This window comes from Streptomyces sp. NPDC059906 (genome assembly GCF_042730645.1).
GTDB classification, from domain to species: domain Bacteria; phylum Actinomycetota; class Actinomycetes; order Streptomycetales; family Streptomycetaceae; genus Streptomyces; species Streptomyces rubrogriseus.
Genome location: NZ_JBHWKU010000010.1, coordinates 125,091 through 141,191 on the forward strand (window position 1 = coordinate 125,091; position 16,101 = coordinate 141,191).

A 16,101-nucleotide genomic window follows, 5' to 3' on the forward strand; every position below is an offset into this window, starting at 1 on the left:
CCTTGGGGGTCAGGACGCGCCGAAGCGGGGGGTGTGGGGCTCGCCGAGCATGACGTGGACGATCTTCGACTCGGTGTAGAAGTCGATGCTGTGCGCTCCGCCCTCCCGGCCCAGACCGGAGGACTTCACTCCGCCGAAGGGGGTCCGCAGGTCGCGGATGTTGTGGGAGTTGATCCAGACCATACCGGATTCGACCGCGTGTGCGACGCGGTGTCCGCGCTTGAGATCGGACGTCCACACGTAGGCCGCGAGGCCGTACTCGGTGGCGTTGGCCAGTTCCACGGCCTCCGCCTCGTCGTCGAAGGGGGCGACGGCCACGACCGGGCCGAAGATCTCCTCCTGGAAGATGCGGGCGTCACGGGGGACGTCGGCGAAGACGGTCGGCTGGAGGTAGTTGCCCTCCGGCAGGTGCTCGGGGCGGGCGCCGCCGGCCACCAGCTTGGCCTCCCGCTGCCCGGTCTCGACGTACTCCAGGACGCGCGCGTAGTGCTCGGCGTGCACCAGCGCGCCGACCTCGGTGGCCGGGTCGGCGGGCAGGCCGACCCGTACGCGTTCGGCGCGCTCGGCCAGGCGGCGGGTGAACTCCTCGTACACGGGGCGCTCCACCAGGACGCGGGAGCCCGCGGTGCAGCGTTCGCCGTTGAGCGAGAAGACGCCGAAGACGACCGAGTCCAGGGCCGCGTCGAGGTCGGCGTCGGCGAAGAGCACGACCGGGGACTTGCCGCCCAGCTCCATCGACGTGGTCTTCAGGTGCGCGGCGGAGCTGCGGACGATGTGCCGGCCGGTGTCCGTGGAGCCGGTGAAGGAGATCAGCGGCACCTGCGGGTGGTCCACCAGGGCCTGTCCCGCCTCCCCGCCGATGCCGTGGACGATGTTGACCACGCCGGCCGGCACACCGGCCTCGTCGAGGATCTCGGGCCACAGGCTCGCGGACAGCGGAGTCCACTCGGCCGGCTTGAGGACGAGGGTGCAGCCGGAGGCCAGCGCCGGGGCCAGCTTCCAGCTCTCCAGCATGAAGGGCGTGTTCCAGGGGGTGATGAGCCCCGCGACGCCGACGGGGCTGCGGACGACGTAGTTGATCTGCTGGTCGCCGGCCCGGAAGGCCTCCTCGCCGAGCGCGACGACGACGTCGCCGAAGTAGCGGAAGTTCTCGGCGGCCCGCCGGGCCTGGCCCCTGGCCTGGGTGATGGGCAGGCCGGAGTCGAAGGTCTCCAGCGCGGCCAGGCGCTCCTCGCGCGCCTCGACGGCGTCGGCGATCCGGTACAGGAGCCGGGCGCGTTCCCGGTTGCCCAGCTTCGACCAGGCGGGGAAGGCCGTCCGGGCCGCGGTGACGGCGCGCTCCACGTCGGCGCGGCCGCCGGCCGCCGCGGTGGCGTAGGGGGAGTTGGAGACGGGGTCGCACACGGGGAAGGTGCGGCCGTCGGCGCTGTCGAGGAGTGCGCCGCCGATCCAGTGGCGGATCCGCTCGGGCAGGTCGTCCGGGCGGTGCCCGGCCGGGTTCGTGGACATGGCGTCTCTTTTCGTTCCGGAAGGGTCAGAGCTGCTGGGTGAGGTCGCCGCCCTCGGCGAGCAGCGTGCGGATGCGGGCGAGGCCGTCCTCGGTGGGCGGGGTGAGCGGCGGCCGTACGTGTGCCGAGTCGATCCGGCCCTGCCGCTGGAGCACCCACTTCGCGGGGGCCGGGTTGGTCTCGACGAACAGCAGGTCGACCAGGGGGTGCAGCCGGTAGTGCAGGTCCCGTGCCGCGTCGAACTCGCCGGCCTCCCACAGCTCGTACATCCGGGCCACCGCGGTGGGGGCCAGGTTGGCCACCGCGGAGACGAAACCGGCGCCGCCGAGCGCGAGCAGCGGCAGGCAGAGCAGCTCGATCCCGGACCAGACCAGCAGCTCACGGCCGCAGGCGTGCAGGACGCGGGAGAAGTGCTCGAAGTCCTTGGTGGTCTCCTTGACGCCGACGAAGTTGTCGAAGTCGGTGAAGAGCCGCTTGACGGTCTGCGGCGCGATGTCGACGGCGGTGCGCGAGGGCACGTTGTAGGCGACGACCGGCAGGTCGGGGAACTCGCGGGCCACGGTGGCGTACCACTGGTACAGCGCCTCCTGGGTGGGCCGCGCGTAGTACGGGGTGATGACGAGGGCGGCGTCCGCGCCGAGGTCCCGGGCGGCGGCGGTGATCTCCAGGGTCTCGTCGAGCTTGTGCGAGCCGGTGCCGGGCAGGAACGGCACCCGGTCGCCGATCTCGTCCGCCGCGGTGCGCATCGCGGCGATGCGTTCGGCGGTGCTCTGCGCGGACGGCTCGCCGGTGGAACCGCCGAGGGAGATGCCGTGCGAGCCCGACTCGAGCTGCCAGCGGATCAGGCCGCGCAGGCCGTCGTGGTCGACCGCGCCCTGCTCGGTGAACGGCGTGACGACGGGGGCGATGGACCCGCGGATGGTGGCGGGGTCGGTGCGGAACTTCATGGGTTGCTCCGTGATCCGTGAGGTGTCTGGGCCCCGGGGGGGGGCGGGATGCGGCTGCCGGCGGTGAGGGGCGCGGCGGGCGGGTCAGTGCTGGAGGGAGCGCCAGTGCCGGTAGGCGTCCCGCCAGGCGGGGCCGAGCGGGTACAGGCCCGGGATCGGTTCGCCCGCCGCCACCTGCTCGGCGATGAACCGCTCCTGGAGCTCCTGTTCGGCGCAGTCGGCGACGAGCTCTTCGACCAGGTCCGGGGGGACGACGACCACACCGTCCGCGTCGCCGACGAGGATGTCGCCGGGCTGGACGAGCGCTCCGCCGCAGGCGATCGGGACACCGGTCTCCCAGGGGACGTGCCGGCGGCCCAGGACGGCGGGGTGCTCGGCGGCGTAGTACGTCGGCAGGCCCAGGGCGGCCACCGCGGCGCTGTCCCGCAGCGCCCCGTCGGTGACGACCCCGGCCGCGCCCCGCGTCCTGGCGCGCAGGGCCAGGATGTCGCCGAGGGTGCCGGCCGTGGGGTCCCGGCGGGCGTCCATCACGAGCACCTGGCCCGGGCGCAGTTCTTCGACGGCGCGCTTCTGGGCGTTCATGCCGCCGCCGAATCTCTCGAAGAGGTCCTCCCGCAGCGGCAGGTAGCGCAGGGTGTGCGCGGTGCCGACCAGCTTGGCGGCGGGGTCGGCGGGGCGGACGCCGTCGATCGTCATGTGTGCCAGGCCGCGCTTGCGCAGCTGGGAACTGAGGGTGGCGGTGGCCAGGCCGCGCAGCGCCGCGGCGATGTCCGGGTCCAGGGCGGGCTCGTCCGGACGGGCCGTGCCCCGGGCGTCGGCGCGCAGTGCGGCGTCGACGCGGGGCATGGCACCCCAGCCGGCCAGGTCCTGACCGGCGTCCGTCACGGTGTTGCGCAGCCGGCCGGTGGAGATCTCCCGGTCCGGGGCGGTGACCTCGACCTCGACGACGTCGCCGGGCACCACCACGGAGGCGCCGGCCGGGGTTCCGGTGAGGATGACGTCGCCCGGCTCGAGGGTGACCAGGCGGGAGAGGTCGGCGATCAGGTCGCCGAAGGGGAAGAGCAGCGTCGAGGTGTCGGCGTCCTGCACCGGTTCGCCGTTGACCCAGGTCCGCAGCCGCAGCGCGGCGGGGTCGAGTCCGGCGGCGTCCAGCAGCCGGGGGCCGAGGGGGGTGAAGCCGTCGGCCCCCTTCGAGCGCAGGTTGGAGCCGCGGTCGGCGTGGCGCAGGTCGTAGACACCGGCGTCGTTGGCGGCCGTCACCCAGGCGACGTGGCTCCAGCCCTGTTCCGGCGTGACCCGGTGCGCGCGTCGGCCGACGACCAGCGCGATCTCCCCTTCGTAGGCCATGAGTTCACAGCCGCGGGGGCGCACGAGGGCGTCACCGGTTCCGGAGAGCGAGGAGGGGGGCTTGAGGAAGTAGGACGGCTGCTCGGGGACGCGTCCCCGTTCCTTCGCCCGGCAGCGGTAGTTGAGGTGGACGGCGATGATCTTCGAGGGCTGGGTTCCCAGCGGATGCGGCATGGGAGTTCTCCCTGGGCGTGAGCTGTGTCAGGCGCTTGTCGCAGGATTAATCGTATACGTTATCATGCACGATAACGAACCCATGGTGAGAGCTGAAGAGGTGCGAAGGATGCGAGAGACCCGAGAGACGCACAGCCGGACCGGCCTGTCCGTCCGCACGTTCACTCCCGACCCGGCCCCTGACCCGGCCCCCGACCCGGCCCCCGACCGGTTCGGGGGCCGGGTCCCCGCCGGGGCCGCCGCCCGGACCTCCGCCCGGCTCCCCGTACTGCTCGTGCACGGCTTCGGATCCGACGGCCACCGGGACTGGGTGGCGACCGGTATCGCCCCCGCACTGGCCGCGACCGGGCGCGAGGTGATCGTGCCCGACCTGCGGGGCCACGGGGACAGCCCGGCCCCGTCGTCGGCCGCCGAGGCGGGCGCCGGGGCGCTGGTCGCGGACCTGGTCGCCGTGCTGGACGCGGCGGGCGTCGGGGCGTTCGACACGGTCGGGTACTCGCTGGGCGCCAGGCTCGCCTGGGAGCTGCCGGCGGCGGCACCCGGCCGGCCGCGCCGCACGGTCCTCGGCGGGCTCGGCCCCGCCGAACCGTTCCAGGCGGTGCGGGTGGCCGCGCTCCACCGCGCGGTTGCCGACGGCACCGAGCCGGCGGACCCGTTCACCGCGGCGATCGCCGGCATGGTGCGGGCGCACGGGGCCCGGGCCGCTGGTCTGGCCCGGTGCGTCGAGGGGCTGCGCGACACGCCGTTCGCACCCCGGTCCTGGGCGGGCGAGGTACCGCCCGTCTTCGTCGCCGGGGAGGACGACATGATGACCCGCGGGATCGAGCGGGTGGTCGGCCTCGCCGAGGGGGCGGAGCTGATCACCGTGCCCGGCGATCACCACGAGGTGCTCGCCGGGGACGCGTTCCGCCGTACAGTCCTGGAAGCCCTCGCAGGGTGAACGCACGAGTACACGGCCGGGTCCCGCGCTGCGGTGGCCCGGCCCGGGGTAGGGAAGCAGGCATGAGCGCCACGCAGAAGCAAGCCCGTTCCAAGGGATCGAAGGCCGAGGTCAGCTATGAGCTGCTGCGCTCGCGCATCCTCGACGGGACGTACGGACCCGGGTACCGGCTGGTCCTCAGCCAGCTCGCGCGGGAGACCGGGGTCAGCACGATCCCGCTGCGCGAGGCCCTGCGCAGACTGCAGTCCGACGGGCTCGTCGAGGTCGTGCGCAACATCGGCGCACGGGTGGCGGTCTTCGACGCCGCGCAGGTGGAGCACGCCCTGCAGGTCCTGGCCCGTCTGGAGGGCTACGCGACCGCGATCTCCGCGCCGCACATGACGGCCCGGCACGTGGAGCGGTCACGGGAGATCAACGCCCGCATGACCACCGCACTGGAGGACTTCGATCCCGCCGCCTTCACCGCGCTCAACCGGGAGTTCCACTTCTCCCTCTACGAGCACTGCCCCGACGCCCACCTGGTCTCCCTCCTGGAGGCCGAGTGGGCGCGCCTGGACCACATGCGCCGCTCGACCTTCTCCCACGTCCCGGGGCGGGCGCGCCGTTCCGTGGCGGAGCACGAACGGCTGCTGGACCTGATCACGGCGCAGGCGCCGGCGCAGGAGATCGAACGGGCCGCCTGCGCGCACAAGGTCGCGACCGCCGACGCGCTGCACCGGTCGCAGTCCGCACAGTAGTCGCGAGAGACGGGCGGCACCGGTACCGGCACCGGTGCCGGCATTCGCTCGAACGCAATCGTATACGATGAGGTATCTCATCTGTTAGCGTGACCCCATGTCCACCACCGACTCGACCGCGGGGACCGTCGTCACCGTCACCGGCGAGGTCCCGCCGGCCGCCCTGGGTGCGGTACTCCCCCACGAACACCTGCTGAGCGACTTCGCCCCGCCTGACGACACGGCCGCGAGCCGGCTGCGGCTGTACCACGCCCCCCTGACGATGGACCTGCTCGGCGAGATCGCCCTGGGCGCGCCCAACAGGGACAACTGGCTGCTCGGGGACGAGGAACTCGCCACGGGCGAGGCCGCCGCGTTCCGCGCCGCCGGCGGCGGCACCCTCGTCGACGTCACGACGGCCGGACTCGGCCGCCGCCCGGCCGCGCTGCGCCGGATCTCCGCGGTCACCGGCCTCAACATCGTGATGGGGTCGGGGGGTTACCACCCGGCACGGGCCGGGACCGGCTCCGGCCCCGCCGCCCGGACCCTCACCGAGGAGATCGTCAGGGACCTCACCGAAGGCGTGGACGGCGTCCGGGCCGGCATCATCGGCGCACTCGCGGCGCTCGACCCCGGGGAGCCCGCCGAGCGCGCGGCCCTGACCGCGGCGGCCCGCGCGTCGGCGGCCACGGGCGCCGCCATCTCGGTCGGCCGCTCGGCCGACGCCACCACCCAGCGGCGGGTGCTCGATCTGCTCGCCGCGGAGGGCGCCGACCTCACGCGCGTGGCCGTCGGGCACTGCGACGCGCTGTCCCCGCGCCCCGACGACCTCGAACCACTCCTGGAGCGCGGGGTGTTCGTCCAGTTCGACCGGCTCGGCCGACTGCCTTCGGTGCACAGTGCCAGCGACGACCAGGACGTCGCCACCGCCGTACTGGAGCTCGCCCGCCGGGGCCACGCCGAACGGATCCTGCTGTCCCAGGACGTCCGCACCAAGGCGCAGTTGCTCGCCTACGGCGGCGGCGGATACGGCTTCGTCCTTCAGCAGTTCGTCCCGTACCTGAGGATGCTGGGAGCCGACGACGCCCTCGCCGAGACCGTCACCGTGCGCAACCCCCGGCGCCTGCTCACCCTCGCTAACGGGAGGACCGCCGCGTGAGCCGCTACCCCTTCGACATACCCGACCTCCAGGGCCGGGCCCTTACCGTCGCCGGTCCCGTGGACCCGTCGGCGCTCGGCGCGACGCTCATGCACGAACACGTCTTCGTCGACCTGCGGCGCTCACCGCGCTTCCACCGCCCCGGCGAGGACTCCCCCGAGGCCGCCGAACCGCTCACCCTCGCCACGCTCGCGCGCACCCGCCACGGGCACCCGAACGCCGACAACGACGTACTGGGCGACTACGACGAGATGCTCGCGGAAGTCCTCGCCTTCGCCCGCGGCGGCGGTGGCACCCTGGTCGAGGTCTCCCCCGCCGGCCTGGGTCGTGACCCCGCCTCGCTCCTTCGCCTCTCCCGGGCCACCGGGCTCCACATCGTCATGGGCGGGGGCTGGTACACCCCGGCCTTCCACCCGGCGGACATGGGCGACCGCACCGTCGACGAACTCGCCGACCTCATCGTCCGCGACGTGGTCCTGGGAGCCGACGGCACCGGCGTCCGCTCGGGCGTCATCGGCGAGGTGGGCGCGGACACGGTGCCGCTGACCGACGGCGAACTCAAGAGCGTACGGGCGAGCGGTCGCGCGAGCCGGGCGACGGGGGCCCCGGTCACCTTCCACGTCGGCGGGGTGGGCGACGACAAGTTCCGCGTGCTCGACATCCTCGCGGAGGAGGGCGTCGCCCCGTCGAACATCGTCCTGGGCCACGCCGGGGACGTCCTCGCCGACCCGGCGTTCGGCAGCCGCGTCCTGGCGCGCGGCGTCTTCGTGGAGTTCGACTTCCTCACGTCGCCCGGGAGCCCCTGGGGCCACCTCGTGCTCACCAGCGACCACAAGGTGGCCCGGGGCATCGCGGAACTGGTCGAACGGGGCCACGCGCACCAGATCCTCCTCGGCCACGACGTCTGCCAGAAGATCCAGCTCAAGAAGTACGGCGGTCAGGGCTACGACTACATCCCACGGCACTTCCTGCCCGCCCTGCGCGCGCTCGGGGTCGGCGAGGAGAGCCTGCGCACGATCATGGTCGGCAATCCCGCGCGTGCCCTCGCCTTCGCCGCACCGCGCTGATCACCGGCCCTCCGTACCCGCCCGATCACTCCTGAGGGAGAACCATGCGCGTCACCCCCGTACCCTTCGATCCGGCGCTCGGCGCGGTGCTCGACTCGATGCCCCGTGACGAGAGTGCCGAGCCGGCCCCGCAGTCCGTCACGGCCCTGCGCGACTCGGCGGCGCTGTTCGCGACGCCGTCGGTCGCCGAGGTCGTCGGCGACCGGGAGATCGACGTCGAGGACCTGACCGTTCCGGGACCCGCCGGTGCCCCTGACCTGGAGGTGACCGTCCTGCGCCCGCGGCACCCGACGGCACCGGTCCCCGGGCTCTACAACATCCACGGCGGCGGCATGATCAGCGGTCACCGCCACCAGGACACCCCTCGTCTCGCCGACCTCGTCGAGGAGCTCGGCGTCGTCGCCGTCAGCGTCGAGTACCGCCTCGCCCCGGAGCACCCCGACCCGGCGCCGGTGGAGGACTGCTACGCCGGACTGCGGTGGATGGCGGACAACGCCGCGGGCCTCGGCGTCGACGCCCGCCGCATCGTCGTGATGGGCGGCAGCGCGGGCGGCGGACTCTCGGCCGGAGTCGCGCTCATGGCACGGGACCGCCAAGGGCCGCACCTGGCGGGGCAGTTGCTGCTGTGCCCGATGCTCGACGACGGCAACACCACGGTTTCCAGCCACCAGTACGCCGACCGCGGCACCTGGCGACGGGCGACCAACCTCCTGGCGTGGCAGGCGTTGCTCGGCGACGGCGCGGGCGACCCCGCGGCCGAGGTGTCCGGCTACGCGGCCCCCGCCCGGGCCGGGGACCTGTCGGGTCTGCCTCCCGCCTTCGTCGAGGCGGGCTCCGCCGAGCTGTTCCGGGACGAGGACGTGGCCTACGCGTCCCGTCTCTGGGCGACCGGCGGACAGGCCGAACTGCACATCTGGCAGGGCGCCTTCCACGGCTTCGACGTCTTCGCCCCGGACCACGAGGTGACCCGGGCCGCGCTGGCGGCACGCCGGTCCTGGCTGCGCCGCGTACTCGGCCTCGCCACCTCTGCCGACGCCGCGTCCTGAGCCCTCCTCCTTCCTCCTACCTCTTTCCCTCTTCCTCTTTCCTCTTCCTCTTTCCTCCACCGTTCACCAGCCAGAAGGATCACCGATGCCGGAGACAGCGGACCTCATCCTGACCGGCGGCGACGTACTGACCGTCGACGACGCGTTCTCCGTCGCCCAGGCGGTCGCCGTACGGGCCGGCCGGATACTCGCCGTGGGAAGCGACGCCGAGATCAGGGCGCTCGCCGGACCCGGCACCCGGGTCGTCGACCTGGCCGGGCGCACCGTGCTGCCCGGCATCAACGACTCACACCTGCACGCGGCGGCATGGGCCCTGACCAGGCCGCCGTTCGCGCTGGACCTCGGCCACCCCGCCGTGGAGTCGATCGCCGACGTCACCGAGGCGGTACGGAAGGCCGCGGCCGGCACACCCGCCGGGGAGTGGATCACCGGTCTCGGGTGGGACGTCGGCTACCTCGCGGAGTGCCTGGCCGACCCGGCCCGCCGCCCGCACCGCGCCGACCTGGACGCCGCCGCCCCCGGCCACCCGGTCTGCCTCACCGACTTCTCCGGGCACATGGTGTGGGTGAATTCCAGGGCACTCGAACTCGCCGGAGTGGGGCGGGGTGCCGTGCCTCCCGCCGGCGGGGTGATCGAGACCGACGCCGCGGGCGAACCCACCGGCGTCCTCAAGGAGACGGCGCAGGCCCTGGTACAGGCGCTGGTGCCCGCCGCGGACGTGGCCAGGCGCAAGGAGGCCGTCCGCACGGCCGTGACCGCCCTGCACGCCCTGGGCATCACCAGCTACACCGAGCCGGGGCTCGGTCCTGGCGGTGCCGAGATCCTCGGCGGCGGCCTGGACACGGCGACGCTGCGGGCCTACGTCGAGCTGGCGCGCGCGGGCCGGCTGGAGTCGCGGGTCCGGGTGCTGCTGCTGCCCGCGCCCATGGGCGGCTCGGCGGCCGACGTGCGGGCCGGACTGGCGGGGCTCGCCGTGCCGGCGGACGTGGACGACTGGAGACTGGCCGTGATCGGCGTCAAGGGGTTCGCCGACGGGGTGCCGCCGAACGAGACCGCGTGGATGCACGAACCCTACCCGGGCGGCGGCCACGGCGGCCTGTGTGTGCACGGGGCCGACACCGCACTGAAGGAGGCCGAACTCGCCGAGATGATACGGGTCGCCCACACGGCCGGGTACCAGTTGGGCGTGCACGTCACCGGCGACCGGGCGATCGACTCCGTGGTCGACGCCTTCGCCGCGGCCCACCGGGCACACCCGCGCCCGGACGCCCGGCACTACGTCATCCACGGCGACTTCGCCTCCGCGCCCAGCCTCGCCAAGCTGGCCGCGCACGGCTACGGCATCAACATGAACCCGGCCATCAAGTGGACCATCGCGGACCTGATGGACGGCGTCGTCGGCAGCGAACGGTCGGACTACCAGTGGCCGGTGCGCTCCGCGGTACAGGCGGGCATCGCCGTGTGCGTCGGCTCCGACGCCCCGATCACCGCGCCCGACTGGCGCCGGGGTGTCGCCGCCATGCTCCTGCGCGAGTCCAAGGCCAGCGGCCGGGTCAGCGGCCCCGGACAGCGCGTCTCGCTGGAGACGGCGGTGCGCGCCTACACGGCCAACCCCGCCCGGCAGGACTTCGCCGAATCCTGGAAGGGCACCATCGAGCCGGGCAAGGTCGCCGACCTGTGCGTCCTCGGCGGGGACCTGCGGGCGGCCGACCCGCACGACATCCCCGACCTGCCCGTGGACCTCACCGTCTTCGACGGGCGGATCGTCCACGAACGCGGCAACGAACGCGTCAACGACCAAGGCTGAGGGGCCTCTTGTGCCGGACGGCCCCGTGTAGTGGGCTGTCGGCCATGAAGAAGAGAAGCACGGCGGCCCTGACCGCACTCCTGGTCGTGGTCCCCCTCATCGCGGCGGCGCCCGGTCAACGGGCCGAGGCCGCTGATTCCCGGCCCGGTGATTCGGCGCGATCCGCCGAGTCGACCCTGGTCAAGGGAGTGAACCTGGACACGGTGACGATCCCCGAACTGCAGGCGCGCATGAACCGGGGATCGCTGTCCTCGCTCAGGCTGACCCTCGCCTACCTGCGGCGGATCAAGGCCGTCGACCCCAGGATCAACGCGGTACTGCGCACCAGCCCGACGGCCCTGCGCCAGGCGGCCGCCAGCGACCTCAGACACCGCCTCGGCAGGACCCGTGGCCCGCTGGACGGCATCCCCGTCCTGCTCAAGGACAATGTGAACACCCGTGACATGCCGACGACCGCCGGGTCGCTGGCCCTCGCCGGGAGCCCACCGGACACCGACGCGGTCCTGGTCGGCAAGCTGCGGGCGGCCGGCGCGGTGATACTGGGCAAGGCCAACCTCTCCGAGTGGGCCAACTTCCGCGCGGCCAAGCCGACGTCGGGGTGGTCGGCGGTGGGCGGGCAGACGAACAACCCGTACGTCCTGGACCGCAACCCCTGCGGATCGTCCTCGGGTTCGGCCGCTGCGCTCGCCGCGTCGCTGGCGCAGGTGGCGATCGGGACCGAGACGGACGGCTCCATCGTGTGCCCCGCCGGGATGAACGGCGTGGTCGGCCTCAAGCCCAGCCTCGGAGTGGTCAGCCAGTCGGGCGTCGTACCGATCTCCGCCGAGCAGGACACGGCCGGCCCCATGGCCCGCAACGTGATCGACACCGCGCTCACGCTCTCCGTGCTGAGCGGCCGTGACACCGTCCGCTCCGGCGACGCTCCGAGCCTCGCGGACGCGGCCGGCCGTCCCGGCAGCCTGCGCGGCAAACGGATCGGCCTGTGGCGGCTGCCGTCGCTCGGCGCCGAGGTGGACGCCCTCATGACCCGTACGGCCGAGCGGCTGACCGCCGCGGGGGCCGAGGTCGTCGAGGTGAGCCTGCCGTACCAGGAGCGGCTGGCCGAACTCGAGTTCCCGGCGCTGCTGAGCGAGTTCCACCGGGACATCGACGCCTACCTCGCCACCCGGGGCGGGCCGCGGGACCTGGCCGAGCTGATCGAGTTCAACCGCACCCATCCGCGGGAGCAGAGCTGCTTCGCCGGTCAGGAGCTGTTCGAGCAGGCACTGGCCGCCCCGCCCACCACCGATCCGGAGTACCGGGCGATGCGCGCGGAGTTGACGGACCTGTCCCGGCGGTCCATCGACGAGGTCATGGCCGCGCACGACCTGGACGCCATCGCCTCCCCGGCGAACCCGCCCGCGTGGACCACCGACTGCGCGCGGGGCGACAACGACGTGATCCCGTCCTCCACCCCCGCGGCGGTGGCCGGATACCCGTCGCTGTCGGTGCCCGCCGGGTTCGTCGGTGAACTGCCGGTCGGGCTGCTCCTCATGGCCGGTGACCGCCAGGACGTCGAACTGCTGTCCCTGGGTGCGGCGGTGGAGCACCGCCTGGACGCCTGGCGGGCGCCCCGGTACCTGCCTTCGGCACCGTCCGGCGCTTCCCGCTGAGCCCGAGCGGACCGGCGAGCGCCACGTCGTCGAGCGGCGCCTCGACGAGGTCGCTCGCCGGTGTGCAGCTGACCTTCTACTCGTCCGCGAGCAGTGATCTCCGACTGCACCCCGCGCAGGTCCCCCGTGCGTTCGTGTCCCTCCGACCACTGCAACGTATCGAGACAAACATCATCAATGCCACCGACACGCACCTTTCGGGCATAACCCCTATTTACACCGGAAGCAGGGCCAAGGCTTCACGCTTCGGCGACTTCTCCGTAGAGCTGGGAGAGTTCCGGTACGCCGTCCTCCGCCCACGCATGGCCGTTCGCCACCACGTCGAACTCCCGGCCGGAGGCGAGCCGGACGACCGGCTGTCCGTCGGACCGGATGCTCCAGGCGGCACCGGGCACGGTGCGCACGATCACGGTGCCGAGGTACAGACCGGCGTCGTTGCCGAGCCAGGTCTGGATCTCCTCGTCGCTGCGCCAGCGCGGGAGCACCTGGTCCAGCTGCTCCAGGGAGAGCGCGGAGTCGTCGAGCCGGACCCCCTCCCGCAGCGCCTGCGAGCGCAGCAGATCGCAGTCGGCGAGCAGCTCGCCGATGCCCTCCGCGTCGTGCGCCCGGTGGTCTTCGCGCCGCTTGCCCAGGAAGGGGAAGTTCATACCTCCACACTGTCATTCGTACCGCCATGTGCACCACAGGGCACGCGGAAGGCGTGTGTGCGGTGCGTGTGCGGTGGGTGGGTGTGCGGTGCGTGTGCGGTGCGTGCGGCTACAGGTCCAGGTCCACCACGACCGGCGCATGGTCCGAGGCGCCCTTGCCCTTGCGCTCCTCGCGGTCGACGTAGGAGTCGGTGACCGCCTTGGCGAAGGGCTCGTTGCCGTACACCAGGTCGATGCGCATGCCGCGGTTCTTGGGGAAGCAGAGCTGGCGGTAGTCCCAGTACGTGAAGGGGTGGTCGTACTTCAGCGGGCGCGGGACCACGTCGGACAGACCGGCGCCGCGCAGGGAGGCGAGGGCGGCGCGCTCGGCCGGGGTGACGTGGGTGGCGCCCTCGAAGGCCGCCCGGTCGTAGACGTCGTCGTCCTTGGGCGCGACGTTGTAGTCACCCATCACGGCGAAGGGGCGGCCGCCGGCGGCGTCGCCCTCGACGGCGGCGCGCAGCGCCTCGAACCACTGGAGCTTGTAGGCGTAGTGCGGGTGGTCCACCTCGCGGCCGTTGGGCACGTACACCGACCAGACACGGGCCGGCCCGCAGGTGGCGGAGATCGCGCGGGGCTCCTGGACCCCCTCGTAGCCCGGGTCGCCCGGCAGGCCCTTGACCACGTCCTCCAGGCCCACGCGGGAGAGCACCGCCACCCCGTTCCACCGGCCGGTGGCGTGGACCGCCGCCTCGTATCCCGCTTCGCGCAACGCGTCGAAGGGGAACTGCGCCTCGGCGACCTTGGCCTCCTGGAGGCACAGCACGTCGGTGCCGCTGCTCTCCAGCCAGGCGAGCAGCCTCGGCAGGCGAGCGGTGATCGAGTTCACGTTCCAGGTCGCGATGCGCATGTCCCACAACCTACCGGGCGGCACCGACAACGCGGTCCCGCCCCGGGCAGAGCCTCAGAGCCGCGCCGAGTCGCCGGGGGTCAGCCGCAGGTGCTCGGAGCCGCCCAGCTCGCCGATCTGGCGGTCGTAGATCGGTCGGGCGAGGTCGGTGAGGAGCGCGTCGTGGATGTCGTAGGCCCGCTGCGGCCCGACCTCCCGCACGTAGTCGATCACCTCGGAGATCTTGCTCCACGGGGCCATGACCGGCAGCATCAGCGTCTCGACCGGGTGGTCGGGGACGGTGAGGGCGTCGCCGGGGTGGAAGACCTTGCCGCCGTCCACGAGGAAGCCGACGTTGGTGACGCGCGGGAGGTCCGGGTGGATCACGGCGTGCAGCTCGCCGTGGACCTGTACGTCGAAACCGGCGGCGGTGAAGGTGTCGCCGTGCCCGACGGTGTGGACGCGGCCCGGGAAGGCCGCCGAGATCTTCTCCGCGACCGACCTCAGCGTCCAGATCGCCGCGGCCGGGTTGTCCTCCATGGCGGCGCGCAGCCGCAGCTCGTCGAAGTGGTCCGGGTGCTCGTGGGTGACGAGGATCGCGTCCGCGCCGAGGGCGGCGTCCTCCTCGCTGAACCCGCCCGGGTCCAGGACGAGCGTTTGCCCGCCCTGCTCCAGGCGGACACAGGCGTGCGACTTCTTGGTGAGCTTCATGCCCCCATCCTGCCGCCGCGCGCCCGCCTCCGGCCCGCAGGGCTCACTCCGGTGGTGTCGTCTCCTCGCGGATGACCTGCTGGGCCACCCGGAAGGCGCCGTTCGCGGCCGGCACCCCGCAGTAGACGGCCGCCTGGAGCAGCACTTCCTTGATCTCCCCCGGGGTGAGGCCGTTGCGCAGGGCGGCCCTGAGGTGGGGCGCCAGCTCGTCCAGGTGGCCGCCGGCGACGAGGGCGGTGAGGGTGACACAGCTGCGCGAACGCCGGTCGAGGCCCGGCCGGTCCCAGATCTCCCCCCACGCGTAGCGGGTCAGGAACTCCTGGAAGTCCCCGGAGAACTCGTCCGCCTGCGCGAGCGCCTGGTCCACGTGCCCGTCCCCGAGGACCTCACGGCGCACCTTGAGCCCCGCGTCGTACGGGTCGGGCCGCCCCTGTGCCTGCGGCGGCACGACGGGTGCCGGGGCGATCTCGGCGATCGGCGCGGCCTGCGGCGGCGGAGCCGGCACCGGCTGGGCGGGCGCGGCCGGGATCCCGGCGGCCGGGACCGGGACCTGGTGTGCCGTGGGGTGCACCGGGACGGGGACCTGCCCGGTGGAGGTGGCGTCGGGGGCGGCCTGCCAGGCGGTGGTGAAGTGCCGCACCAGCAGGTCGGTGACGGCCGCGGGCTGCTCGACCGGGACCAGGTGGGAGGCGCCGGGGACGACCGCGAGGCGGGCGTCGGGAATGCCGGCGACCAGGGTGCGGGCCTCGGCGGGGCCGGTCACCTGGTCGTCGGAGCCGACGAGGACCAGGGTGGGTACACCGACCCGGCCGAGTTCACCGCGCACGTCGAACGCGGCGAGGGCCTCGCAGGCGGAGATGTAGCAGCCGGGGTCGGTGGTCCGCACCATCTGCACGGCCCACTCGGTGATCGCGGGCTGGGCGGCCGCGTACCCGCCGGTGAACCAGCGCTCGGGGGAGCTGCGGGCGATGGGGTCGAGCCCGTTGGTGCGCACGATCACGCCGCGCTGGCGGAACTCGTCGGCGGTGCCGAAGCGGGGAGAGGAGGCGATCAGCGCGAGGGAGGCGAGGCGCTCGGGATGGCGCAGGGCCAGCTCGATCCCGACGGCGCCGCCGAAGGCGCACCCGGCGTACCCGAAGCGCTGCACGCCGAGTCCGTCGAGGGTGGCCAGCAGACGCGTGGTGAGTTCGGCGACGGACCCCGCCGGGCGGGCCGGGGCGCCGCCGTGTCCGGGCAGGTCGAAACGGAAGACCCGCCACTGCTGGGTCAGTTCGGGCACCTGGCGGTCCCACATGTGCCATGTGGTACCGAGAGACGGGCCCAAGATCAGGACTGGTAGGTGTTCTGGCCCGTCAAAGCGGTATTGAAGCGTCTCGGTCTTGCCTTCTGTCACGGGTTCACACCTTCATCTGTCACGATCTGTCACACACCCCCTGCGAGACCTCCCCATGCCTCCGCCGCCGGAAGCGGGTCCGCCACGTCTGGCTTCACGTACCACTTCTTCGTCGTCTT

General features: G+C 73.2%; 14 protein-coding genes. 7 read left to right on the forward strand and 7 right to left on the reverse strand.

Going from position 1 to position 16,101, the window contains the following annotated elements:
* Positions 1 to 9: 9 nt before the first annotated feature.
* The 3 genes from hpaE to ACFV9J_RS17765 form a co-directional block, all read right to left on the reverse strand.
* Positions 10 to 1,509, reverse strand: a complete 1,500-nt coding sequence (hpaE, locus tag ACFV9J_RS17755) for a 5-carboxymethyl-2-hydroxymuconate semialdehyde dehydrogenase (RefSeq protein ID WP_385355210.1) — start codon at positions 1,507 to 1,509, stop codon at positions 10 to 12.
* A gap of 25 nt (positions 1,510 to 1,534) precedes the next feature.
* The gene (gene dapA, locus ACFV9J_RS17760) at positions 1,535 to 2,455 is read right to left on the reverse strand and encodes a 4-hydroxy-tetrahydrodipicolinate synthase (protein ID WP_385355212.1); all 921 of its coding nucleotides are present in this window, start codon (positions 2,453 to 2,455) and stop codon (positions 1,535 to 1,537) included.
* An 84-nt stretch (positions 2,456 to 2,539) separates the two neighbouring features.
* Positions 2,540 to 3,976, reverse strand: coding sequence for a fumarylacetoacetate hydrolase family protein (locus ACFV9J_RS17765; RefSeq protein WP_385355214.1), 1,437 nt, complete (start codon positions 3,974 to 3,976; stop codon positions 2,540 to 2,542).
* A gap of 109 nt (positions 3,977 to 4,085) precedes the next feature.
* Between ACFV9J_RS17765 and ACFV9J_RS17770 the strand changes: the two genes are divergently transcribed.
* The 7 genes from ACFV9J_RS17770 (at position 4,086) to ACFV9J_RS17800 (ending at position 12,363) form a co-directional block, all read left to right on the forward strand.
* Positions 4,086 to 4,916, forward strand: coding sequence for an alpha/beta fold hydrolase (locus tag ACFV9J_RS17770; protein ID WP_385355216.1), 831 nt, complete (start codon positions 4,086 to 4,088; stop codon positions 4,914 to 4,916).
* Positions 4,917 to 4,978: 62 nt separating this feature from the next.
* Entirely contained in the window at positions 4,979 to 5,653 is a 675-nt protein-coding gene (locus tag ACFV9J_RS17775; RefSeq protein ID WP_385355219.1) for a GntR family transcriptional regulator, read from the forward strand.
* A gap of 97 nt (positions 5,654 to 5,750) precedes the next feature.
* The gene (locus ACFV9J_RS17780) at positions 5,751 to 6,791 is read left to right on the forward strand and encodes a phosphotriesterase (protein ID WP_385355222.1); all 1,041 of its coding nucleotides are present in this window, start codon (positions 5,751 to 5,753) and stop codon (positions 6,789 to 6,791) included.
* Positions 6,788 to 7,858, forward strand: coding sequence for a phosphotriesterase (locus tag ACFV9J_RS17785; protein ID WP_385355224.1), 1,071 nt, complete (start codon positions 6,788 to 6,790; stop codon positions 7,856 to 7,858). Before ACFV9J_RS17780 ends, ACFV9J_RS17785 begins: the two co-directional genes overlap by 4 nt.
* Before the next feature lie 44 nt (positions 7,859 to 7,902).
* Positions 7,903 to 8,904: an alpha/beta hydrolase gene (locus tag ACFV9J_RS17790; RefSeq protein ID WP_385355227.1), complete on the forward strand. Its 1,002-nt coding sequence runs from the start codon at positions 7,903 to 7,905 to the stop codon at positions 8,902 to 8,904.
* 85 nt (positions 8,905 to 8,989) lie between these two features.
* Positions 8,990 to 10,711, forward strand: a complete 1,722-nt coding sequence (locus ACFV9J_RS17795; RefSeq protein WP_385355229.1) for an amidohydrolase — start codon at positions 8,990 to 8,992, stop codon at positions 10,709 to 10,711.
* 44 nt (positions 10,712 to 10,755) lie between these two features.
* On the forward strand, positions 10,756 to 12,363 hold the full coding sequence (locus ACFV9J_RS17800; RefSeq protein WP_385355232.1) for an amidase family protein: 1,608 nt from the start codon (positions 10,756 to 10,758) through the stop codon (positions 12,361 to 12,363).
* Positions 12,364 to 12,602: 239 nt separating this feature from the next.
* Here the strand turns inward: ACFV9J_RS17800 and ACFV9J_RS17805 are convergent, their stop codons facing one another.
* The 4 genes from ACFV9J_RS17805 to ACFV9J_RS17820 all read right to left on the reverse strand — a co-directional run bounded on the left by ACFV9J_RS17805 (position 12,603) and on the right by ACFV9J_RS17820 (position 15,883).
* The gene (locus tag ACFV9J_RS17805; RefSeq protein ID WP_003972582.1) at positions 12,603 to 13,010 is read right to left on the reverse strand and encodes a DUF6278 family protein; all 408 of its coding nucleotides are present in this window, start codon (positions 13,008 to 13,010) and stop codon (positions 12,603 to 12,605) included.
* A 109-nt stretch (positions 13,011 to 13,119) separates the two neighbouring features.
* Positions 13,120 to 13,899, reverse strand: a complete 780-nt coding sequence (locus ACFV9J_RS17810; RefSeq protein WP_385355235.1) for an exodeoxyribonuclease III — start codon at positions 13,897 to 13,899, stop codon at positions 13,120 to 13,122.
* A 54-nt stretch (positions 13,900 to 13,953) separates the two neighbouring features.
* Positions 13,954 to 14,589, reverse strand: coding sequence for an MBL fold metallo-hydrolase (locus tag ACFV9J_RS17815; RefSeq protein ID WP_385355238.1), 636 nt, complete (start codon positions 14,587 to 14,589; stop codon positions 13,954 to 13,956).
* Between the two features lie 43 nt (positions 14,590 to 14,632).
* Positions 14,633 to 15,883 carry an alpha/beta fold hydrolase gene (locus ACFV9J_RS17820; protein WP_385355240.1) on the reverse strand — a complete coding sequence of 417 codons (1,251 nt, stop codon included), beginning with the start codon at positions 15,881 to 15,883 and terminating at the stop codon, positions 14,633 to 14,635.
* Positions 15,884 to 16,101 lie beyond the last annotated feature (218 nt).